18 protein-coding genes and 1 pseudogene are annotated in these 22681 nt (G+C 64.8%); 5 read left to right on the top strand and 14 right to left on the bottom strand.

Translation table 11 applies throughout. The features are described from left to right. The first annotated feature begins 451 nt into the window (after positions 1–451). Positions 452–1693 (top strand): IS256 family transposase, encoded by a 1242-nt coding sequence (locus BQ7355_RS02015; protein ID WP_072414685.1) that lies wholly within the window; start codon positions 452–454, stop codon positions 1691–1693. 294 nt (positions 1694–1987) lie between these two features. Here the strand turns inward: BQ7355_RS02015 and BQ7355_RS02020 are convergent, their stop codons facing one another. Next, positions 1988–2383 carry a helix-turn-helix domain-containing protein gene (locus tag BQ7355_RS02020; RefSeq protein WP_072414686.1) on the bottom strand — a complete coding sequence of 132 codons (396 nt, stop codon included), beginning with the start codon at positions 2381–2383 and terminating at the stop codon, positions 1988–1990. Between the two features lie 579 nt (positions 2384–2962). Further along, positions 2963–4552 carry an outer membrane protein assembly factor BamB family protein gene (locus BQ7355_RS02025; RefSeq protein WP_072414687.1) on the bottom strand — a complete coding sequence of 530 codons (1590 nt, stop codon included), beginning with the start codon at positions 4550–4552 and terminating at the stop codon, positions 2963–2965. 213 nt (positions 4553–4765) lie between these two features. Here BQ7355_RS02025 and glmU point away from each other — a divergent pair, with 213 nt between their 5' ends. After that, entirely contained in the window at positions 4766–6163 is a 1398-nt protein-coding gene (gene glmU, locus BQ7355_RS02030) for a bifunctional UDP-N-acetylglucosamine diphosphorylase/glucosamine-1-phosphate N-acetyltransferase GlmU (RefSeq protein WP_072414688.1), read from the top strand. Between the two features lie 162 nt (positions 6164–6325). Beyond that, positions 6326–7312, top strand: a complete 987-nt coding sequence (locus BQ7355_RS02035) for a ribose-phosphate diphosphokinase (protein WP_072414689.1) — start codon at positions 6326–6328, stop codon at positions 7310–7312. A gap of 282 nt (positions 7313–7594) precedes the next feature. Here the strand turns inward: BQ7355_RS02035 and BQ7355_RS02040 are convergent, their stop codons facing one another. From BQ7355_RS02040 to dnaK, 11 genes and pseudogenes are all read right to left on the bottom strand, one after another. Then, entirely contained in the window at positions 7595–7996 is a 402-nt protein-coding gene (locus BQ7355_RS02040) for a PTS sugar transporter subunit IIA (RefSeq protein WP_072414690.1), read from the bottom strand. Next, a complete protein-coding gene (locus tag BQ7355_RS02045) occupies positions 7993–9216 on the bottom strand; it encodes a hypothetical protein (RefSeq protein WP_072414691.1) in 1224 nt (407 codons plus the stop codon). Before BQ7355_RS02045 ends, BQ7355_RS02040 begins: the two co-directional genes overlap by 4 nt. A 110-nt stretch (positions 9217–9326) precedes the next feature. Continuing rightward, complete coding sequence (locus tag BQ7355_RS02050; RefSeq protein WP_205407541.1) at positions 9327–10199, bottom strand: PTS system mannose/fructose/sorbose family transporter subunit IID; 873 nt, start codon at positions 10197–10199, stop codon at positions 9327–9329. Continuing rightward, a complete protein-coding gene (locus tag BQ7355_RS02055) occupies positions 10192–10974 on the bottom strand; it encodes a PTS mannose/fructose/sorbose/N-acetylgalactosamine transporter subunit IIC (protein WP_072414692.1) in 783 nt (260 codons plus the stop codon). The genes BQ7355_RS02050 and BQ7355_RS02055 overlap by 8 nt, the downstream gene beginning before the upstream one ends. Positions 10975–10992: 18 nt before the next feature. Further along, on the bottom strand, positions 10993–11478 hold the full coding sequence (locus BQ7355_RS02060; RefSeq protein ID WP_072414693.1) for a PTS sugar transporter subunit IIB: 486 nt from the start codon (positions 11476–11478) through the stop codon (positions 10993–10995). A gap of 47 nt (positions 11479–11525) precedes the next feature. Further along, positions 11526–14285, bottom strand: coding sequence for a hypothetical protein (locus BQ7355_RS02065; RefSeq protein ID WP_072414694.1), 2760 nt, complete (start codon positions 14283–14285; stop codon positions 11526–11528). 207 nt (positions 14286–14492) lie between these two features. Beyond that, a complete protein-coding gene (locus BQ7355_RS02070) occupies positions 14493–15674 on the bottom strand; it encodes an NAD(P)-dependent malic enzyme (RefSeq protein ID WP_205407542.1) in 1182 nt (393 codons plus the stop codon). Positions 15675–16108: 434 nt separating this feature from the next. Next, a complete protein-coding gene (locus BQ7355_RS02075) occupies positions 16109–16522 on the bottom strand; it encodes a heat shock protein transcriptional repressor HspR (protein ID WP_072414695.1) in 414 nt (137 codons plus the stop codon). A 29-nt stretch (positions 16523–16551) separates the two neighbouring features. Continuing rightward, positions 16552–17484 (bottom strand): DnaJ C-terminal domain-containing protein, encoded by a 933-nt coding sequence (locus tag BQ7355_RS02080; protein ID WP_072414696.1) that lies wholly within the window; start codon positions 17482–17484, stop codon positions 16552–16554. A 54-nt stretch (positions 17485–17538) separates the two neighbouring features. Beyond that, entirely contained in the window at positions 17539–18333 is a 795-nt protein-coding gene (locus tag BQ7355_RS02085) for a nucleotide exchange factor GrpE (protein ID WP_072414697.1), read from the bottom strand. Between the two features lie 2 nt (positions 18334–18335). Then, positions 18336–20240, bottom strand: a pseudogene (dnaK, locus tag BQ7355_RS02090) (molecular chaperone DnaK); the annotation flags it as partial. 225 nt (positions 20241–20465) lie between these two features. Here dnaK and BQ7355_RS02095 point away from each other — a divergent pair. Continuing rightward, the gene (locus BQ7355_RS02095) at positions 20466–21623 is read left to right on the top strand and encodes an AbrB family transcriptional regulator (protein WP_072414699.1); all 1158 of its coding nucleotides are present in this window, start codon (positions 20466–20468) and stop codon (positions 21621–21623) included. Between the two features lie 205 nt (positions 21624–21828). Further along, positions 21829–22011, top strand: coding sequence for a DUF362 domain-containing protein (locus BQ7355_RS02100; RefSeq protein ID WP_072414700.1), 183 nt, complete (start codon positions 21829–21831; stop codon positions 22009–22011). Positions 22012–22134: 123 nt separating this feature from the next. Here BQ7355_RS02100 and BQ7355_RS02105 read toward each other — a convergent pair whose 3' ends face one another. After that, positions 22135–22680, bottom strand: a complete 546-nt coding sequence (locus BQ7355_RS02105; RefSeq protein WP_083581434.1) for a transcription repressor NadR — start codon at positions 22678–22680, stop codon at positions 22135–22137. Position 22681: the final 1 nt, after the last annotated feature.

Below are 22681 nucleotides of genomic sequence, written 5' to 3' on the forward strand. Positions count from 1 at the left end.
GACGGCAGAACACCGGCAACACAGCGTCCAGGACGGCATGGACACGCGGCTTCAACCTCCTGCGCGCCAGAAGAAAGGAAAGGCGCCTGCTCCCGCGCTTTTGATAACTAAAAGGCAACTAAAGACGTGGCGCCGAAATCACAAAGATGCAGGTACAAGGCATACCGCTTTTCCAGTTCATCCCGATTTGTGATTCTGGTGCAACTAAGGCGGGTGGCTTATGAGGCGGCCCACGGCAGTCCTAGCTCCCTTCCACCCCATGGGCAAACGACCCCGTCGCACCCTCAGAATTCGACAGGTTGGCCTTAGATTTGGGTGCGCGTATTTCGATGCGGGGACGCGTCCCGAAAATTGGTGTAGCCGGCATCCCGGCCGGCGCCCGAAAGGGCGCGGCCGTTCCCTAGAATCGTAGTCACCACAACAGACGGTTCTGGAGAAAGGAACGACCGCTATGGACACTGTACACGAGGAGGCGCTCGCCGCCGCCGGCGTCCGCGCCGACGGCACGATCGACATCAACGCCGCGCTGAGGTCCCTGCTGGAGGGGCTGCTGAACGCGGTCATGGACGAGCAGGCGTCCGAGCTCGGGGTGCCGCGCAACGGCTACCGCGAGCGCTCGCTCGACACCTGCGTCGGGCGGGTGACGCTCAGGATCCCCAAGCTCAGGGAGGGGACGTACTTCCCCGAGGACGTGGTCGCGCGCTGGTCGCGGACGGACACGGCCCTCGCCTCGGCCGTGTGCGACATGTGGGCGGCGGGCATCTCGACCAGGAAGGTCGAGGCCGTCGCCTCCGACCTGGGCCTCGAGTCGATGGGCCGGTCCCGCGTGTCGCGGCTGTGCGAGGGGCTCGACGGCGAGGTGGCGGAGCTGCGGGGCGCGGACCTCTCCTCCGAGGAGTGGCCGTACCTGTGGCTCGACGCCACCTACGTGCCGTGCCGCGAGGCCGGCGCGCCGAGGTCGGTGGCGCTCGTCACCGCGGTGGCCTGCTCGGGCTCGGCGCGCAGGCGCGTCGTGGGCATAGAGTGCATCGACACCGAGTCCTACCTCTCCTGGCGCGGCTTCCTGCTGTCGCTCAGGTCCCGCGGGCTCTCGGGCGTGCGCCTCGTCGTCTCGGACGCCCACGAGGGCCTCGTCCGGGCCGTCCGCGAGTCCCTGCCCGGCGCCGCCTGGCAGCGCTGCATCGCGCACCTCGAGCGCAACGTGCTGGAGCGCTGCCGCAGGAAGGGCGACGGCTCGGCCGCCGTCGCGGCCCTCAAGGCCGCCTTCGCCGAGGCGGACCCGGCGCTCGTGAGGGCGGGCTACCGCCGCGCCGTCGACCTGCTCGCCGCCGTGGACGAGCGCGGCGCCGAGCTCCTCGAGGAGGCCGCGCCCGCGGCCCTCGCCTACCTCGCGTTCCCCCGGGAGCACCGGCACTGGGTGAGGACGAACAACGTCCAGGAGCGCATGAACTGCGAGATCAAGCGGCGCACGAGGGTGGTCCAGGTGTTCCCGTCGGCGGAGTCCCTCGTGCGCCTGGTCGGGGCGGTGTGCTGCGACCAGAACGACGCCTGGGCGTGCGAGCGCAACTTCATCGACAGGAGGAGCCTGGAGCCCGGCTACGAGCGCGAACCCCTGCCCGAGGAACCCGGCGGCGAGGAGAGGGTGCTCAGGCTGGTGGAGGAGGCGTTCGACAGGAAGAGGAGGGCGGCGTAGCATACGGGGCGGGGCTGCGACCCCGGGGGAACGGCCCTACACCACTTTTCGTGACGCGATACGATGCGGGGCGGCCCGGATGTCCTCCAGCCCTGCAAACGGGGCATCCACTTCGCGAAAAGACGCTGAGCTATGTCGCGAAAGGCCTCCAAGCAATGAATTGGAGCGATTTGCGCCCGCGCAGCCCGGACCATAGTCGATGAAAACCAAACGCGCCGCCACCCGATGGATGACGGCGCGTCATTGCCTCGATCTTCGATCTGATGCTCCCGGACCGTGAGAGGCGGAGGCGAGCTACTCTTCGGCGCGGTTGCGCGGCTTGCGGCCACGCGGCTTATTGACGAGCGCCTCGGGGCCGTTGGCCCGATACTGACGGCACCAGGTCTTGACGGATGACTCGCTGGGAACCCCATGCTTGACCATGACCTCGCGTACGGACATGCCGTTCTCAAGGCGGTCCTTGACCACGGAGAGCTTGAGCTCATACGGGTAGACGCGATGCTTCGCCCCGGCATTCATGATAGCGGATTGGCCTCCGACGGCATAGGAACGCGCCCACTGGCGGGCCGTCGCTTCGGGAATTCCGAGCTCGACGGCGAGCGCGCGATGTCCGACACCCGTGGACAAGATCTTCACGGCGCGACGACGAATCTTCGCGTCATACTTGGCACCCTGCTTCTTTTCGGCCACGTTCCACCCCAACCTCTCATCTTGCGGAGCCGCGCGCTCCGAGCGGCGACGCGCTAACCCCACCTTTGTATATCGATGTCAACCAATAGCAATTGTTGGTAGCAATAATGCTGTTATACCATATCCTTTTTCTTGCCCATATACTGCAAGTTCGTTAGTGACCCACGCCTGCTACACATATTGCACATATACGTATACGCAGAAGCGTATTGTATCGTCGAGGATTGTTTTCTCGGTCCACGCTCCGCAAAGCATCACCCTCTGACCAGCGCATTGATGTAAACGAGAAACTACATTCCGTTCGATTTGCTTCCATCAGAATAACTATAATTTATACCCGTATCCTGATGGCCGTTCCGTGTCCGCCCTTCCTTATGTCTACATATACATAAACAAGTTAGCATAATACGATATCATATTATTGACCCAGTTGCTTACGGGTCTTTTCTGGGGACGTATCGGTTTCAGATGTTTCCTAAACAACGCATGTAACCCATGTATCACGTCGAAACGGATGCGGCGCGCACCCCCGGTGTCGCTCAAATCCCTCACGAGCGCGGATGCGACGCCCCCTCGGCATCATCGCCTGCGACCGCGCCCATCCGATCCCTCCGCGCCGTCCCCGCCGCCGTGCTGCGCGCGCCACGCATCAAGCCCCTCATCGCGGTCTCGGGCACCGCCACGATTTCGTATGAACGCGTAGGCGGCGAATGTCGCGCCGAGCACCAGCGCCCCGGCCCCTATCCCTGCGCCGTTTGGGAGCACGACGCCGGCAAGGGAGCGCCCGACGGTATCGAGGCCCTCGTGTCCGCCCACATCCATCGCGACGGCGCGGGACGCGTCGGCCTCGAGCGCCACGATGTCTCCGGACGCTCCCACGAGAACCAGCGTTCCGTCGCGGTCGACGAGCGGCGCGATGGTCGCACCCGACGTCGGGGCGCCACCGATCGTTGCGGCGTCGCACACCGTGCGCACGCTCAGCCCGCCGTCCGCCGACCGTTCGACAGCCCGCAGCCCGTCCTCCGCCGCCGCGTAGACCGTCACCTCGGCCGTCGAGGCGTCGAGGCCTCGGCACACCGCGACGCCGCACGACGGAACCGGACCCGCAGCCGACACCTCCCCGACCATGTCGAGACAGGCGCTGTCGCCCGAAAGCCGCATGTCAAGGGCGATAAACGCGCCGTCGGCAGCCCATGCGCCTCCGCGGGAGGCCGCAACCGGCGCGCGATCCGCCAGCGCGCGGCCCACGTCGACGCGCGCGTCCTCCGCCAGCGCGCCGCGATCGCGCAGAAGGGACACGCGCCCCGCCTCGGTCCCCACAAGCACGGCGTCGGCAAAGCGGGGAGCGGGTTCCTCGGCGCCGTCATCGCGGCCGCCATACACCGGGGCGACCCTGGCCCCCACCGCGCACCCCGCATCGAAGCTCGAGAGCTCCGAGCCGTCATCGGCGGAAAGCAGCCGCACGATAGCGCCCCCGTCGGCGACCAGAACGCCCCGGGACAGCGCGACCAGAGTCGGAGAAGCCTCGTCGAGCGCCTCGCCGCAGTCCACGGACCAGAGCTCCTGCGCATCGTAGGCCGAGAAGCCGGCTACGCGCACGCGGCCGGCGCAGGGAAAGGCCGCGTACAGCACCGCGCCGTCCGTTGCGACCGACGCGCCGTCCCCCGCCGCGCCCCCAAGGGTCGACGGCGAGACCGCGATGCGCTCGAGGTCCTCCGTATACAGGGCGACCGAGCCGTCGGCGCACGGTACCGCAAGAGCGCTGTCGATGAACAGCATTGCGGAGCGGGAGGGCGTCGGAGCGGGCAGTTCCGCCTGGGCAAGCCGTTCGCCCGTCGCCATATCGACCGCGACGATCGATCCTGCGGCCAGCGCGTAGAGACGCGCCGAGGACCCGACCTGTCGCAGCGCCAGGGGGCCATCTGCGGCAGCGGCGACGCGCCACGCGACGCGCCCCGAAAGCGGGGCCGATACCGGCACGCATCCCGGAACGACGCTGACCGGGGCCGTCGACGCGTACCCCGGCCACGCCGTGTACGGCTCGTCGGGCAGCCCTTCCGCCGCCGTCGCCGGAAAGCCCGCGATCGCGGCGCCCGCGAGCAGCGCCGTGCCCGCGAGGGCACCCCGCCTCGAGATGCATCGTTGTTCCACCGCGACCGCCCTTCCCATCAGACCTCGTCGTCTTTTCACGCAATTATAGAAGCGGAGCTCAATAAGAGGGCCGATTCCACCGTGAAGGTAAAACGAGTTAGCACCCGAAATGCCACCCTTGAACACCCTCAAATCCGTGCTGTTTGCGAACAAACGCCAGCAGCAGTCCGAGCGATGCGCGCCTGCGCTACCATCGAAGGGCACTGGAAACCAACCCATAGGAGCACCTCCATGGACGTCACCGCCATCATCATGGCCGCGGGTCAGGGCACCCGCATGAAGTCGAACCACGCCAAGGTCTCGCACAAGATCCTCGGCAAGCCGATGATCCGCTGGGTCGTCGACGCAGCGATCGCATCGGGCGCCGGACGCGTCGTCGTAGTGGTGGGCAGCCACAGCGACGAGGTGCGCGCCATCCTTGCAGACGCCTACTCCGGCGAGCACGCCGCCGCCATCGAGTGCGTCGAGCAGACGGAGCGCCTGGGCACCGGCCATGCGGTGCGCGTCGCCCTCGAGGCGGCCGGCATCGATGCCGGCCCCGTCGTCGTGCTCAACGGCGACCTCCCCCTCATCCAGGCGTCGACGATCCGCAGCTTCGCCGAGACCGTCGCCGACGGATCGCACGCCGCGGCCGTCCTCACCTTCACCCCTCCCGAGCCCTTCGGCTACGGGCGCATCCAGCTGGCCGCCGACGGATCCGTCGAGCGCATCGTCGAGCAGAAGGACTGCACGCCCGAGCAGGCGGCCCAGCTGCTTGAGTGCAACGCCGGCTGCTACGCCTTCGATGGCGCCCTGCTGGCCGCCCATATCGGCGAGGTCACCTGCGACAACGCGCAGTCCGAATACTACCTACCCGACATGGTCGAGATCCTCAAGTCCCATGGGCACGCCGTCACCATCTCGCATTGCAACGATTACCGCGACGGCCTGGGCGTCAACTCGCGCATGCAGCTCGCCGAGGTCACCGACATCGCACGCGGCCGCATCAACGACCGCCTCATGACGGAGGGCGTCACCTTCATCGATCCCGCCCAGGCGTGGATCGGGCCCGATGCGCAGATCGGACGCGACACCGTCGTCTGGCCCCAAACCCATCTTATCGGCCGCTGCCACGTGGGCGAGGATTGCCAGCTCGGCCCCAACACCCGCCTTACCGATACCGTTGCGGGCGACCGGTGCGTGATCGACGAGACCGTTGCCGTCGAAGCCGTGCTCGCCGACGACGTGGAATGCGGCCCGCGCGCCTACCTGCGCCCCGGCACGCACATGCTCGACGGATCCAAGGCGGGCACGCACGTCGAGATCAAGAAGTCCACGATCGGCAAGGGCTCCAAGGTTCCCCACCTGTCCTACATCGGCGACACCCAGATGGGCGCCGGCGTCAACGTCGGGGCAGGCTCCATCACCTGCAACTACGACGGCAAGAACAAGCACGCCACGACCATCGGCGACCGCACGTTCATCGGGTCCGACACCATGATGGTGGCGCCCGTGAACATCGGCGCGGACGCCATTACCGGAGCAAGCAGCTGCATCACCCACGACGTGCCCGCGGGCGCGCTCGCCATCGAGCGCAGCGATCAGCGCATCGTCAAGCATTACACCGAGCTCAGGCGCGCGCGCCTGTAGCGCCCGCCACGCCCCGGGCGCACGGCGCGAGGAAGCCTCTCGTCGCATCCGCTCGGGGCGTTCACGCATGCGATACGGGACCGTGCCCTTTGTCATGCTTTGGTCAAGCCTTTATGGCTAATATATAAAGACATGGATGTTGTGGCGTATAAAGGAGAAGACATGCCGACAACCGATCCCAAGAAGACTGTGGATATGAACAAGATCCTCCGCGTCTATTCGGGCTCTTCCAACCGTCCGCTCGCAGAGAAGATTGCCGGCCAGCTGGGTGTCGAGCTTTCGGGGCTCACGCTCAAGCAGTTCGCGAACGGCGAGATCTACGCTCGCTACGACGAGACCGTCCGCGGTGCCGACGTGTTCCTGATCCAGTCCGTTGCCGGCGCGAACGTCAACGACATGCTGATGGAGCTGCTAATCGCCACGGATGCCGCCAAGCGCGCGTCCGCCCGCTCCATCACCGCCGTCATCACGCACTACGGCTACGCCCGCCAGGACCGCAAGGCCGGCCCGCGCGAGCCCATCACCGCGCGTCTCGTGGCCAACCTGCTCGAAACCGCCGGCGTCGACCGCATCATCACCCTCGACCTGCACCAGGGTCAGATCCAGGGCTTCTTCGATATCCCGGTCAACCACCTCTCCGCGCTGCCGCTGTTCGCCGACTACTACAACGCGATGAACTTCGACACCGACAACCTGGTCGTCGTCTCCCCCGATGTGGGACGCGCCAAGGCCGCCAAGAAGCTCTCCGACATGCTCGGCTGCAGCCTGGCCATCGCCCACAAGGGCCGTCCACGTCACAACGCCGCCGAGGTCATGGGCATCATCGGTGACATCAAGGGCAAGACCTGCATCATCAACGACGACATGATCGACACCGCAGGCACTCTGTGCGCCAACGTCAAGGAGCTCAAGATCCTGGGCGCCGGCGACATCTACGTGTGCGCCACCCACGGCATCTTCTCCGGCCCCGCCGTCGAGCGCCTGAACGACGCCCCTATCGTCGAGTGCGTCGTCACCGACGCGATCCCCGTCGAGGTCGGCGGCAAGATCAAGACCATTTCGGTTGCGGGCGAGTTCGCCGAGACCATCGCCGCCGTATACCACGAGCGCTCCGTCTCCACCTTGGTGGGCGGCGACTTCGCGCTCTAGGGCACCGCACGGCATCAGCCCTACGCAACGGGGGCCGCGGCATCAACGCTGCGGCCCCCGTTTTCCATGCACTCCAGCCCCTCCCGCGTACCAAAAGGATGTCGAGGATGTGCATTGCGTGCCGGCGCAACTGAACGTGCGCTCCCCCATGTAACCATCGGCCGGCGTGCCGGGCACCCAGCAAAACAGCGCCGCCCGGAAACCCCATGCCATCTCAATGAACGAGATGGCACAGAGGGCCGAGTGGCGCCGATGGGGGTGGCAATCTGATCGGAGCGCCGGCTATTCGTCCTCGTCGTCGACAGGCACGGCCTGGGCGTTCACGAACATCAGCTGGGATCGAGCGGCATCGATAACAGCGGCGACGCCCTCGCCGGTAAGCGGGGAGGCGGACAACGCGAGCTCGAGCGCGCACGGGACGTTGACGCCGGTCACCAGGAACACATTCGGACCGATATAGGGAATGAATGCCTGGTTGACGCTGCCCTGCATCATATCCGTGAACACGAGGACCTCGTCTTCCGGCGCAAACGAATCAAACGTGGTGCGCACCTGATCCTCGAGCGGCGTGTCGTCGATATAGGCATTGATATCGACGATGCCGAGATCCCCGCCGATGAACTCGAGGGTATCCCTCAGGCCGGAGGCGAATCGATGGTGCGACGCGATAACGACATGTCTCATAGCTGGTCCTCAAATTCATCAAGCACGGACTCTATGCCGCCCGCGGGCAGCTTCGTGACGAACGATTCGTACCCGAGCCCAAAATCGCCAGCAGGGACGAAGTAGCCCTGCCCGTCATTTGCATAACCTATCACGAACACCCTTTTTCCGGGAAACATCGACTTGATTCGCATGCCGAGCACGCTGCCGAGTTCTCCCGGGAAGGTCACGATAACAAGCTGACTGAAGTCATATATCCGCATCTCCATGGGGAAGGCAATCCGGTCGAGCTCCAAGCGCTCTCCGAGACGCATGACCTCGGTGCGCGCGAGTTTCTTCGCATCAAACGAAGCCGACGGATCGTCGAGGACCGCCTGGGCCTGCGCGAGCTGCTGGTGATAGCGATCGAAGTGCACCGTGTTGTCGTAGTCGATGTCCTTGCGGAAGACGCGAACCGAGGGGGCGGACAGCTCAATCGGCTCAAACGAGCCCTTCATGAGCTCCCCCGCGATTCCGCACGAGACGCGCGCGAGCTCTGCGAAGTCATTTCCCTGGCGGAACTGCCTGTTGCCCAGATCTCCCGATGCGCCCGTGAAAGCATACGGGGTAACGCCAAGCCAGTCGGCGATGTGCGCGCGCACGCCGCCCTGCACATCCGTGGTGAGATAGCGGTTCTTGGGCCCGACGACGGTCGCGTGGCAGTTGAAGTTGAGCATGCCGGCAACGGTCGACCCGTCTTCGCCGACGAACCGCACGACAAACGCCTCATCATCGAACGGCTTGTCCTTGGAGTTGCGGTTTGAATACCAGCCCCGGACGCGCGTCTCCATCAGCTCGGCGCGCACCTCGACAAGCCGGTCGACAAGACCGGTCGCAGCCTGGACGACCAGCCCACACACCATCTCGGGCCATCCGTACGACTCCTTGCCCGTGATGGTCCCCTCGCGCAGGCCCGTCGGGCACGAGTGCGAGTGGATCGTGCTGATCACCAGGCGCTCGTCTTCGAGATCGAGGACCTCGCAGAGAAGGGACCGCATCCGGGCGGTGCGGGAAAGGGAGATGTTGCACGCGTCGATGGAGACGAACAGAGTTCGAACGCCCCCATGTTCGAGCAGCAAAAGCACCGAGTACGCATCGTCATGTACGCCTAGAGCCGGCAGGCGCCGCTCATCGCTCGCATAGCCATCCATGTAGAAGGTTCCGCTCGGCGTGATGCACACGCGCAATGTGGCCGCTTTCACATCGACCTCCTCTGGTCGGAATTACGTATCGACCCGGCGATGCGGGACGCTGGGCCCTGGTCTGACGGCGGGCGGACACCGGTGGCGGGCCCGCCCGCAAAGGGGGAAAGCTACACCAGGATGCCGAAGGCGGCGAGGACCATGGAGAGGACGATGATGCCCACGATGATCGCGATCAGGTTGACCTTCTTCTTGATGAGCAGGTACACGAGGGCCGTTGCGGCGCAGGGCAGAAGGCCCAGCATGATCTTGTCGAGGATGCCCTCCTGCAGACCGAGCGAGACCTCTCCCATCGCGAACGTAAGACCGACATTGATCTTGACGACCGAGGGGATCAGGGCGCCGACGACCGTCAGGCCCAGGATGCTCATGGCCTCGGTGAACACGGGGATCTTGTCCGCAAGCGACGTAATGAGCGACGTGCCGAACTTATAGCCCGTCTTCCAGTTGTTGAGCGACCACCAGAAGATGACGAGACCGACCGCGAGCCACAGGAAAATACCCACGGGGTTGCCGTCTTGGGCCATATAGGCGGCGATAGAGCCGAAGACGGTAGGGATGAGGGTCCAAAGAATCGAGTCGCCGATACCGGAGAGGGAGCCCATCAGGCCGACCTTGAGGTCCTGGACGGCATCGAGGCCTTGGTTATGCTGCTTGTCCTCGATGGCAAGGGCGGCGCCGAGCAAAAGACCAGAGACCGGCGGGGTCGCGTTGAAGTAGCGGCCGGCGTTCTCGAGCGAGCGCTTGTAGCCCTCCTCGTCATCCGCGTAGATCTTGCGCAGCGCGTCGGCCTCGGCGAAGACGACGGACGGCGCGAGCTGGGTCTCGTAGTTGAATCCATGGACGGCCATCTTCCAGCGCCGACCGCATTTCTCAAGATCCTTGTCGGTCAGGATGGGCTCGAATGAGCCGTCGGACAACGGGCCGACCTTGACGGGCGCATCCTCAAGATCCTGCTTGACATCCATAGTCGTGTTACTCATCCTCAAGCACTCCCTCCGAAGAAAGCTGGGCGGTGGCGGCAGAAGCGACGCTATGAGCCTTGTAATACTCGTACGCAGCGGCGCCAGCGAGCAGGGCGATGGGCAGGATGCCCAGGCCGAGGTAGGCGGACAGCACGAAGCCGACGACCAGGTAGCTGAAGAACTGCTTGGCGGGCATGTAGTTCAGCAGCATGGCCATGCCGACGACGGGCAGGATCCCGCCGGCAACGGACAGGCCCTTGGTGAACCAAGCGGGCATGGCCTCGAGCACGGCGTTGACCGCATCGCCACCGATGAGCATGACGATCAGGACCGGGATCATCTCGCCGAGGCAGAACATGATGGGACCCATGAAGGTGACGGCCTTCATCTTGCCGTACTCGCCGCGGGCGGCAAACTCCTGCTGCTTGTGCGCCATGAAGATATTGAGCGTCTTGACGATGACGTCGATCTGAACCCAAAGCAGGCCGACGGCGATGCCGATAGCGAGGCCGACGCTCATATCCTGACCGGTGGTGACCGTCACGACGGTGCCCACGATGGCGGCCATGATGTAGTCGGGCACGGACGAGCCTCCGATGGCCGCGACACCGAGCGACATGAGCATGCACGTCGCACCGATCTGCATGCCGGCCAACGGATCGCCGATGACCAGACCGGCAAGCGTTGCCCACAGCACGCAGTTATGTCCGTTGATCTGCGTACCGATTCGGTCGAAGCGGTACAGGCCTGCGATCAGGGCGACCAGGACGATCTGAATGACGGAAAGCGTCATCTAACCCATCTCCTCTCACTACCCGATGAGCGCGCCGAGCGCCTCGGGCTTGTCTGCCGGAATGTACTGCGAGAACACCTTGCAGCCGGTCGCCGCGATGGCGCGGTAGCACGCGAGGTCATCGTCGGCGATGAACGCACGGCGGCTCACCTGGGTTCCCGCCTGGCCTTCAGCAGGCGCAACGGTGCCGCCCACCACGAGCTCGGGCACCGGGTGCCCGGTCTCGATCACGTTCTGGATGGTCTGCGGAGCGCGGGCGACCACGAAAACGGTGTGGTCGTCGTACTTGCCCGCCGTGAAGTTGGCTAGCGCGGTCTCCTCGGAGATGATGGAGAGCGCGACGCCGGACGGCTTGGCCATACGCATGGCGGCCTTTTTCGTCGGGTCGTTGGCATACTCGTCATCGATCACCATGAGGCGCTGGGGGCGGTACTGCGGGACCCATTGGTTCGCAACGATGCCGTGCAGCAGGCGGTTGTCGATGCGCGCTGCGACGATGCTCATAGTCTCACCTTGTCTTTCTTGCCTTGGAGGCGGGCAGAGCGCTCCGCCTACTCGTCTTGCTGGTCTATGGATCCGTCGGAAGGTATCGCACGCTTGCGCAGGGCGTGCTCGGGATAGATGTAGTCGTATGCGTACACGATCTCGGCCACGGGGACCTCGACGTGGTAGTGGGTGGAGATGTCCCCGAAGCTCTCGCGGAACGCCTCGACGAAATCCGCGTGGGACGAGAGGAACCCCTCCTCGTCCACGCAGTTCTCGATCGGCGTGCGCGTCACCAGGCGCTCGACGAGACAACACAGGTGAACGTAGAGGCCGACCATGCGGCCCTCGATCGAGGTCCCCGTAAGGCGCTGGAGCATGAGGACGGAGCGCTCGATCTCGGAGAAGAGCTTGCTGGGGTTGAGGATCGTGATGGACTCGACGACGTTGCGGAGCGTGAGGTTCTTGATCAAGCTGCGATGGAAGCCGTCGAGGGCGTCTGCGGAGAGAAAGCGCGAGAACACGCGGTCGATGCGCGCCCCGTCGCTTCCTGCGATTAAGTCCTCCAGCGAGATGAACGGAACGCCCTCGATCTGAGGATCGCTCGTCCCGATGGCTCCGCGGACGGCATACTGGCTGAAGACGGCGTCGTCTTCACCGTTATCCATCAGCTGCCTGAACCCACAGGTGACCAGCCGCACACCGGCGTCGGCGCCCAAGCTCTGAGCAACGAGCGTGCGGATCTTCTCAGCGGCCTCGATGCCGCCCTCCTCGCAGAAGATGATGGCGTCCGGCCTGGTCGAGCGCTCGATCACGCGATAGCTCGAGACGCACGAGTCCACCGCGGAAGCCATCAGCTCCTCCATACCGCGTCCGGCGAGAAGCCCCGCCCCTACTTCAACTGCCAAACCGGTCGAGACGTTGTTCATCACGCCGATGGTCTTGCCGGAAATCGCCCCAAGATCTTTGTAGATGGAGCGCAGCGATCCGGTATCCACCAGGATGGCCAGCTCATCGCAGAAAGAAAACTGGTCGACAAGCTGCCGCAACGGACGCACGACATCCCTCACCTGCAAGTCATACGGCATGTCGATGGCCTCGAACACGCGGTCGCCCAAAAAGCGGTTGGCGGCGTCGGCGATGCTCGTGGCAGTCGAGTAGCCGTGAGCGAGAATCACACCGAGACGGCGACGGCCCGTCTGGACCTGGGAGCCGCATGCATGCAGGGTGACGAGCAGATGCGTGAGGGCATCGAGCTCAATGCCGAGAGCGTCGAAAATCCCGGATGCGATGCGGTCGGCGACCGATGCGGCGAGGCGCTCTCGTGTCCCGACCAGCGCGTCAAGCGCCACGACGCTTTCAAAATGCTCGCCCTTCCAACGAGAAAGGCGGGCCGTCGGCCATACCTGACTGCAAACCTCGCGCGTGATGACAAGCGAGCTTTTTCGGGAAAGCATCGTGGAGTAGAGGCTGTTCACCGAATCGATGACGTCCTCGATGACCCGCGCGCATGCGTCCGACCTGCCGCTCAGCCGCTGGTCCTCGAACATGAGATAGTCTTCCAGACCGATTACGCCCTGAGACACGGCACACATCAGGCCGTCCGCATCGATCTCGCCCGCGACGTAGCGCTCGTATTCGGAGACGATGCCGGACAGCAAGGTCGCCTCCTTGTCGCCATCGAATGCAAACGAGGCGCGGGTCGTATCGATCATGGACGAGTCGTCGTCCATGCGCGCCTGACGCGACGGGTCGACGAGCTTGGACGGAAGCTGGAACGTTCGGATATCGAGACGCCCGCCTTCGCTGCTCAAAAACGCAGAGGCGCAGCAGGATGTGATGCACGAACTCAGCCCGCGCACGTTCTCCCCGAACTCCCCTTCGGCGAGGCGGCGAAACGCTCCCCTGCTGATGTAGATATCGGTACCCAGGCGGCGCCCCTCGCGCTTGAGAAAATAAAGGCAGAGCTCAGAGCGCTCCTCGGGCGTACGGTCGTGGAGCGCCGGAACGCTCGCCATCAACGGCACCCGACGAGACAGCTCGCGGGCCTCCGGAGAATCCGGGGCGCACGATGACGACAGGATGACGCGGGCGGTCGAAGCCACCGAGGAGTTGCGCCCCGCCTCGGCGAACGAATCGAAACGGGTGCCTTCGGGGACGATGCGGGCAAGCAGGGACTCAACGGTTGTGACGGGGATCTGATCGACATTCTTTACATAGAACATGCCCACGTCTCCGATGGCCACGCCGGATGCGAGGGAATCCATCAGAATCCGCTCCGATGAGGGCGTCGCCTCGCTGCGGTACCGGGAGCAATCGATGCAGACAAACTTCGCCTTCGCGGGAACAAGGCCCTCGGTGCGCGCACACTCGAACCCCAGGCGAGCGAGCAGCGACTTTCCGGTGCCGTGCGGGCCGACAAGCATGAGGGGAATCCCGCAAGGCGGATAGGCCATGGCAGCGCGAAGGCGCTCGATGGTGACGGAAAGGCTCAGATCGTGGCCGATGGCGCATTCAAATCCGTCCGTCTGGCCCTGAGCCGGGATGAACAGGTCCTCCAAAGATCCGTAAGCGCTGCGCGACAGGCTCGTCTGAAGGAAGCGTTCGAGACCGCGACGATGAAAATAGTAAACGGGTCGGCTGCCGACCTTGACCGCAACCTTGGCGCGAACCAGATCGTTCAGATACTGACTGGCCAGATTTCGCGAAATGGCCAAAGCCGAAGCGATGGAAGCGGTCGTGAATCGATCGACCGCGCCACGATCGAGATCGCGCGTCAGGCCGTCGAGATACGCCAATACATCTTTTTGCGTCTCGGGGATGTTCACGTCTGCCTCCTTCTCTGCGACTAAGAGTATTATTTTGCCTGTTGAACTAAGGTTTATTAATCCCTTTTCGCCACAAGGTGGGATCTTTCGCCACGACATCGGTCGCCGTGACAACGCAAGCAGACGCATCGACGCTTGCACGCGACACATGCGCTCGCGACTCTTGCGGCCGGGCGGTCAGCATGAGCGCGGGGCCGCACGACACCGTTACGCGCGAGCAAGCCCCTCCTCGCGCGCCCGCTCCGCCACGGCAGCGGCAACCGCCGGAACCACGCGCGAGTCGAAGGGATCGGGGATGATATTGCAAGCAGAACGGTCGCCGGGGGCAATCAGCCCAGCGATCGCATCCACCGCCGCCAGCAGCATGCCCTCGCTGATATCGCGCGCCCGCACCTCAAGAGCACCCTTGAAGATTCCCGGGAACGCCAGTAGGTTGTTGATTTGGTTCGGAAAATCGGATCGGCCCGTCGCAGCAACGGCCGCGCCCGCGGCCAATGCCGCGTCGGGCATGATCTCCGGATCGGGATTGGCCATCGCGAAGACGATCGGCGAAGGGGCCATCGAACGCACCATGTCCTGAGAAACGATTCCAGCGACAGAGACGCCAATCAGGACATCGGCATCGACGAGAGCGTCGGCAAGGGACCCCCGGATATCGCGCGGGTTCGTCGCCTGCGCCATCGCAGCAAGATCATCCGAAAGGCCCGGCCTTCCCGCATAAACGACACCATCGACATCGCACAACGTCACATCGCGAGCCCCCATGCGCATGAGCAGGCGGGCGATAGAGAGCCCCGCCGCCCCTGCGCCGGAAAAGACCACGCGAGCGGTCTCGAGGTTCTTGCCGACAAGCGCGCAGGCGTTCTTGAGCGCCGCGCACACCACGACCGCGGTGCCGTGCTGATCATCATGAAAGACGGGGATGTCGCACGACGCCTTCAGGCGGCGCTCAATCTCGAAGCACCGCGGCGCCGCGATGTCTTCGAGATTGATGCCGCCGAAGCTGCCGGCGAGCAGCTCCACGGTGCGAACGATCTCATCGACATCCTGAGATCGAATGCACAAGGGGAACGCATCGACGTCGGCGAACGTCTTGAAGAGGGCGCACTTGCCCTCCATGACCGGCATGCCGGCCTCAGGCCCGATGTTTCCCAGGCCGAGCACGGCGCTGCCGTCGGTCACCACCGCCACCAGGTTTCCGCGGCGCGTATAGCGCCACGACGCCTCCGGGTCCGCCGCGATGGCGCGGCAGGGTTCCGCAACACCCGGGGTATACGCGACGGCCAGGTCCTCGGGGGTCTCGATAGATGCACGGGATACGACTTCGACCTTCCCCTGCCAGCGCTCATGCTGATCCAGCGACGTCTTGACCATATCCGTGTTGTCCATCGTGTCCTCCTTGGGAATGCGGCGCACAGGCGGCGCCCTCACCTGACGTCACCACCATACGGATCGGTCACCTTCGTGCGGACTCAGGAAGAATCGATTCGACACTTCGACGGGGTTTTCGCCCCTTCGGGCGCTCCCGCAACACGCGCGCGCCGGTTATCGACAGAACGGGCGGCGCTCCCTTTGGCAGCAAATCACAATGTAATGACGGCGGCGCCACCAATCGAGGGATTTCGGGTCGGATTATCATGATTTGCTGACGGGCTTCCCGTGCCCCTAGTAAGACTCGTCCCCTTGGGCGCCCTTGATGGGTGGGGCCCGAACACGTCGCGGCGACCGATTCGGCCCCATATGAACGCACCCCCTGCACCTGCCGTGCAAACAGGTGAAGGGGGCACGGAAAGCCGCCCGTATCCTCGAAATCTCTCGCTGCCCTACAGGCCCCCGCCTCCCAGGAGCCCACGCAGGACCTGCTCGGGATTCGCGCTGCCGTCGCGCGGAGCCAGGGCCGTGATGCGCTTCTGCATCTTGAGCTCGTGAAGCTCATCCTCCAGCTGACGAACGCGGGCGCGCAGCCTCTCGCTCTCGCACTCCCGTTCCTCGGCGCGCTCTTTCATGTCCAGGATGCGCACGACGCCGGCGAGGTTGATGCCCTCGTCGGTGAGCTGGTTGATCAGCTCGAGCCGCTCGATGTCGGCGCGCGAGTAGAGCCGCGTGTTGCCGCCCGAGCGCTGCGGGTTCACCAGGCCCTTCGACTCGTACACACGCAGCGTCTGCGGATGCATCCCCGTGAGCTCGGCAGCCACCGAGATCATATAGAGCGGCTTATTGCGCGCGTCCTCAGCCATAACGTTTCGCTCCTTCTCCCTGACATACGCTACATGGTAGCGCGATAGCGGTCCACGCCCGCACGGTAGTCGCGGCGATCGTCTTCCGCAAGCTTCTCAAGGGCCGTCCGCTCCTTATCCGTCAGCTTCGACGGCACCTGGACGGCGACCTTCACCAGCAGGGCCCCGTTCTTGCCCCGATGCTTCACATCCGGCGCCCCCATATCCTTGAAGCGGAAGGTCTTTCCGCTCTGGGTTCCAGCGGGAACCTTGAGCCGCACCGTGGCGCCGCCGGGCGTCGGAACGTCGACGGCGCAACCGAGCGCGGCCTCGTACATCGAGATCGGCAGCTCCATCGTCACGTCGGCCCCCTTGCGCTTGAACAGGGGATGCTCGGCGACGTTCGTCGTCACCACAAGATCGCCGCGCTCGCCGCCGTTGGCGCCGTACTCGCCGCGGCGCTTGTAGCGCAGCTTGCCGCCGTCCACCGCGCCTGCCGGCACCGAGACCGTGATGGTCTGCTGCTCGCCCGTCGAGGGAATGCGGTAGGTGACCTTATGCGTCACGCCGCGGAACGCGTCCTCGGCGCTCACATCGACCGACAGCGAGAGGTCGCTGCCCTTGCGCGGACGCGCGCTCCGCGCGCCGCCGAATCCGCCGAAACCCTGGGCCCAGTCCGAGCCCCCGACGCCTTCGCCCCGAAAGATGCTGTCGAAGATGTCCCCCCAGGGTGCCGCGCCTCCAGCGTAGCCCCCGCCTGCGCCCGGCATGCCGCCGAACATAAGCATCTGGTCGTACTCCTTGCGCTTCTCCGGATTGGAGAGCGTGTCGTACGCCTCGGATATCTCCTTGAACTTGGCCTCGTCGCCGCCCGCGTCGGGGTGATACTTCTGCGCGAGCTTGCGAAATGCCGTCTTGATCTCTTTGTCGGAGGCGTCTTTCGATACGCCAAGGACATCGTAGAACGTCTTACCCTGGGGCATAGCTGCCTCCCTTCTCGTCAAAAAGGCCCCGAGCGCGCGCTCGGGGCCCGTCATCTACTCCTCCGCGGCACCTTCGGCGGCGCCTGCGTCCTCATCGGGCGCGGGGCGCTTCGCGCCTCCGTAGGTCACGGTGACCATCGCCGCGCGCAGGATGTGGTCGGCGATGCGGTAGCCCTTTTGATATACGTCGTTGACCGTCTCGTCATACTGATCGGGATCCTCGACGCGTCCCACGGCCTGGTGCTCGAGCGGGTCGAACGCGCAGCCCTTCGGATCGATAGGCTCGACCCCTTCATGCGCGAAGATGTCGAGCAGCTTGGTGTGGACCGCATCGACGCCGTCCACGAACTGCTTGAAATCGTCCGCGAGGTCCTGGGTGCGAGCGTGGTCGATGGCGCGCTCGATATCGTCCACAACGGGCAGCAGCGCGGAGACGAGCTTCTCCGTCGCGCGCTCCTGCTCCGCCAGGCGCTCCGCCGCGGTGCGTCGACGGAAGTTCTCCCAGTCCGCCTGCAGGCGGCAGCAGCGATCCGACGCCTCGGCGGCCTTCGCCTCGGCGGCCTCGAGCTCGCCGCGCAGGTCTGCGGCCTCCTGCTGGGCCTGCTCGAACTTCACTTTGAAATCGTCGTTGGCAGCATCCTCGCCAGCGCGAATCGCGGCCTCGACCATCTCCTCTTCGGTCATGGCGCAAGCCTCGGCGTCCTCAACCGCCTCATCGGCCTGCACGCTGGTCTCGGCGGTCTCGCATGCCTCGTCGGCCGCCTCTACGGGAATCTTCACGTCCCTCTCCTCGGAGTCAGCGGAGGCGGCGGCAGCGGCCGCCTCCGTGCGAGCAACATCAGCGGACATGATTACTTGTCCTCGTCGACGACCTCGTAGTCGGCATCGACCACGTCGTCGTCGGGCGCGGCGGAGCCCTCAGAAGCCTGCTGGGCATCCGCGTACACGATCTGAGCGAGCTCGTAGGCAACGGACTGCAGGGACTCGCCAGCAGCCTTGATGGCCTCGACATCGGAGCCCTCGAGAGCCTTCTTGGCCTCGTCGATAGCGGACTGAGCCTTGCCCTTGAGGTCGGCGTTCACCTTATCGCCGAGCTCGGAGAGGGTCTGCTCGGTGGAGTAGCAGAGGCTGTCGGTCTGGTTGCGGACCTCGACCTCCTCCTTCTGCTTCTTGTCCTCCTCGGCGTGCGCCTCGGCGTCCTTCACCATGCGATCGACCTCGTCGTCGGAAAGCGCCGTGGAGCCGGAGATGGTGATCTGCTGCTCCTTGCCGGTGCCCTTGTCCTTGGCGGAGACCTTCACGATGCCGTTGGCGTCGATGTCGAAGGTGACCTCGATCTGCGGGACGCCGCGACGGGCGGCCGGGATGCCGGTCAGCTGGAACTTGCCCAGGGACTTGTTGTCGCGAGCCAGCTCGCGCTCGCCCTGCAGGACGTTGATCTCGACGCTCGTCTGGTTGTCGGCGGCGGTGGAGTAGATCTCGGTCTTGGACGTCGGGATCGTGGTGTTGCGGTCGATCATCTTGGTCATGATGCCGCCCATGGTCTCGACACCGAGGGACAGCGGGGTCACGTCGAGCAGCAGGATGTCGCTCGGGCCGTCACCGGAGAGGATGGCGCCCTGGACCGCGGCGCCGCACGCGACGACCTCGTCCGGGTTGACCGACATGTTCGGCTGCTTGCCGGTCATCGCCTTGACCAGATCCTGGACGGCGGGCATACGGGTCGAGCCGCCGACGAGGATGACCTCGGTGAGGTCAGAGAGCTTGAGGTTGGCGTCGCGGAGCGCGTTGGTGACCGGGGCCTTGCAGCGCTCGAGGAGGTCACGGGTGATCTTCTCGAACTCGGCGCGGGTGAGGTCGTAGTTGAGGTGCTTGGGGCCGGTGGCGTCCGCGGTGATGAAGGGCAGGTTGATGGTGGTCTGCTGGGCGGCGGAAAGCTCCTTCTTGGCGTTCTCCGCAGCCTCCTTCAGGCGCTGAAGCGCCATCGAGTCCTGACGCAGGTCGATGCCGTTCTCCTGCTGGAACTTATCGGCCATCCAGTCGATGACGCGCTGGTCCCAGTCGTCACCGCCAAGGTGGTTGTCGCCGTTGGTGGCGAGAACCTCGAAGACACCGTCGGCGAGGTCGAGGATGGAGACGTCGAAGGTGCCGCCGCCGAGGTCGAACACGAGGATGCGCTGATCGCTGTCCTGCTTTTCCAGACCGTAGGCGAGCGCCGCGGCCGTCGGCTCGTTGACGATGCGCTTGACGTTGAGGCCGGCGATCTTGCCGGCGTCCTTGGTGGCCTGGCGCTGGGCGTCGTTGAAGTAGGCGGGGACGGTGATGACGGCGTCGGTGACGGTCTCGCCCAGGTACTTCTCGGCATCGGCCTTCATCTTGGAGAGGATCATGGCGCTGATCTGCTCGGCGGTGTAATCGGTGCCGTCGATCTCGGCGACGGCGCGACCGCCCTGACCGGACGTGACGGTATAGGGGACGGTCTTCATCTCGGAAGAAACCTCGTCGAACTTGCGGCCCATGAAGCGCTTGATGGAGAAAACGGTGTTCTTGGGGTTGGTGACCGCCTGGTTCTTGGCGGCCTTGCCCACCACGCGGTCGCCGTCGGCGCGGAAACCGACCACGGACGGGGTGGTGCGGTCGCCCTCGGCGTTGACGATGATGGTGGGGTCGCCGCCCTCGAAAACGGCCATCGCGGAGTTGGTGGTACCCAGGTCGATACCGAGAATCTTGCTCATGGAATCCCTCTTCTTTCGGTTGCCGGGCGCCGCGCCCTGGTGTTCGGCACGGCGCGCGTTGTTCTATCGAGGACTACTATATCCCCTTATGGCTCCCGTTATACAAAATCTAAGTCATTCCATATAAGATTTTTTGATTTCAGGATGTTAGGTCGGATGCGGGCACCCCGGCTGCGATGACATGCGTCAAAAGACTGCATTTGCGTTCCAAGTTTGCATATCGGATGCGAGCCGCCGAAGCGGGCCGTGAAGCACAATAAAAATACTCCGGGGATCCCGCAGTCCACGAGATCGGCGCTCCCCCTCCTCGAAAGAAGGCCGCCTATGATGGTCATCGTCACGTTCCTCGTCGCCGTCGTCGGTTGGCGTCTCGCCCGGCGCCTCGGGCTCATGGCGCCCTCGATGCTTGGCCCCATGATCGCCGTAGGAGCCACCAACGTTATCTTCGGCTACGCCCAGATGCCCACCTGGGTGCGCGTGTTCGCGCAGGGCATATCCGGAGCGTTCATCGCCATGAGCATCACGAAGGCCGATATCCGCAACATGCGGCGTCTCGCCGCTCCCGGCGCGCTGCTGCTGGCCATGCTCACCCTGAACACGCTTGCCATGGGCGTCGTCATCCACGAGCTGTGCGGCATCGACCTCATGACCTCGCTCTTTTCCTGTATCGCCGGAGGCGTCACCGACACCACGCTCATATCTATGGACTACGGCACCAACGTCGGCACCGTCGCGCTCATGCAGACGTCGCGCCTCGTCATGGTGCTGCTCATCTTCCCGTACTGGATCCGGTTCATGTGCCGCAACGAAGCCGAGGAGCCCGCCGGCCATCTCGATGGACTCGACACGAACGGCGGCCTGACGCGCTCCGAGGGCATCTTCGGCCGCCTGACGGAGAGCCGCGCGGCCAAGACCGTCCTCACCGTCATCCTCGCTCTCGTCCTCGCCCTCCTCGGCAAGGCGAGCGGGATTCCCGCCGCGTCCATGGTGCTCCCCCTGGTCGCGGTCACGGCGCTTAACATCACCAAGGGCGTCTGCGCCATGCCCGTCCCCGTCAAGGACGCGGCGCGCCTGCTCGCGGGGTCGCTTGTTGGCACCGACATCACCGCCTCCACGTTCTCAAGCCTCCAAACCACCCTCGTCCCGGTGCTCCTGCTGTTCGCGAGCTACTGGGTGCTGAACCTCACCTTCGGGCTCATCTGCTCCCGCACGGGCCTACTCGACCTCAAGAGCGCGCTCTTCGTCTCCTCCCCCGGCGGGGCGAGCGACATGGCGCTGATCGCCGCCGACCTCGATGCCGATCTTGCGAAGATCGCCGTCCTCCAGGTGCTGCGCGCCGTCTACGCCGTCGCCATCATGCCGACCGTGGTGGTCCTGTTCGCCGGATACCTCAACGGCGTGTAGCGAAGACGCGGCCGACGGCCGCGAGAAACGATGCCACCGGCCGCAAGCGGTGATCACATCGAGTCAACCGCAGTTGACTCGGCGAACGGCAGCGAAAATGCACACGAAACGCTTGCATTGCGGGTCTTGCGTGGTATGTTTACGCTCAGTCATTCCCGATGCCGCATCGCCTGGAGCATCGGGCACGCAAAAGAGAGGAACCATCATGGCTAAACCTATCATTGATGCCGACGAGTGCATCGCCTGCGGCGTCTGCGTCGACTCCTGCCCCCAGGGCGTTCTCGAGCTCAACGATGTCGCCACCGTGACCGACGAGGACTCCTGCGTCGCCTGCGGTGCCTGCCAGGACGCCTGCCCCGCCGGCGCCATCACCGAGATCGAGGAGTAACCGCTCTCCGCTCAACGCGCATATCGGCAAGCGGCGATGCACCGCTGCACCAAAAGGCCCCCGCTTTGCGCGGAGGCCTTTTTGCGTTCACCCTCCAGGCGCACGGGTTGCGAGGACGCAGCGCTAGGACATTCCCTCGCGCTCATAGGGCATGACCTCCGCAAGGAAGCCCAGATCGGCGAGGGCCGCCTCGATGTCGTCAAGCTCCTCCTCGCTTTCCGCCGCGATGCGGTGGAAGTGGTAGCCACTCGTCACGGTCATCAGCGGCACGCTCTTGCCGGACCGGATCCCATCAAGGTAGCGCTCGATATCGCGGCGATTCCGGATATCGAGGTCGGCGGTTATCTTGCCGTACACGCGATGGTTGACCATGACGCTCAGCACGGCCCCTCCGCGATCGACTACGGCGGCCAACTCGTCGAACAGCTGGTCCTCACCGTGGTGCACCTTGACCAGCCGCGTGGGGACGCCGCACGAGCCGGGCTCGCGGAGCACGTACCCGCGGTTCGTCGCCACGATGTCGTGTCCGTCCGCGCGCAGCAGCGCGATGTCCCCCACGACGACCTGCCTGCTCACCCCCACCTCGCGGGCCAACGCGCCCCCGCTCACCGGATCGGATGCGCCGGCGAGCGCATCCAGTATCGTGCGCCTGCGCTCTCGTGCATCCATG

The sequence above is a fragment of the Collinsella phocaeensis genome (genome assembly GCF_900119895.1).
Classification (GTDB): domain Bacteria; phylum Actinomycetota; class Coriobacteriia; order Coriobacteriales; family Coriobacteriaceae; genus Collinsella; species Collinsella phocaeensis.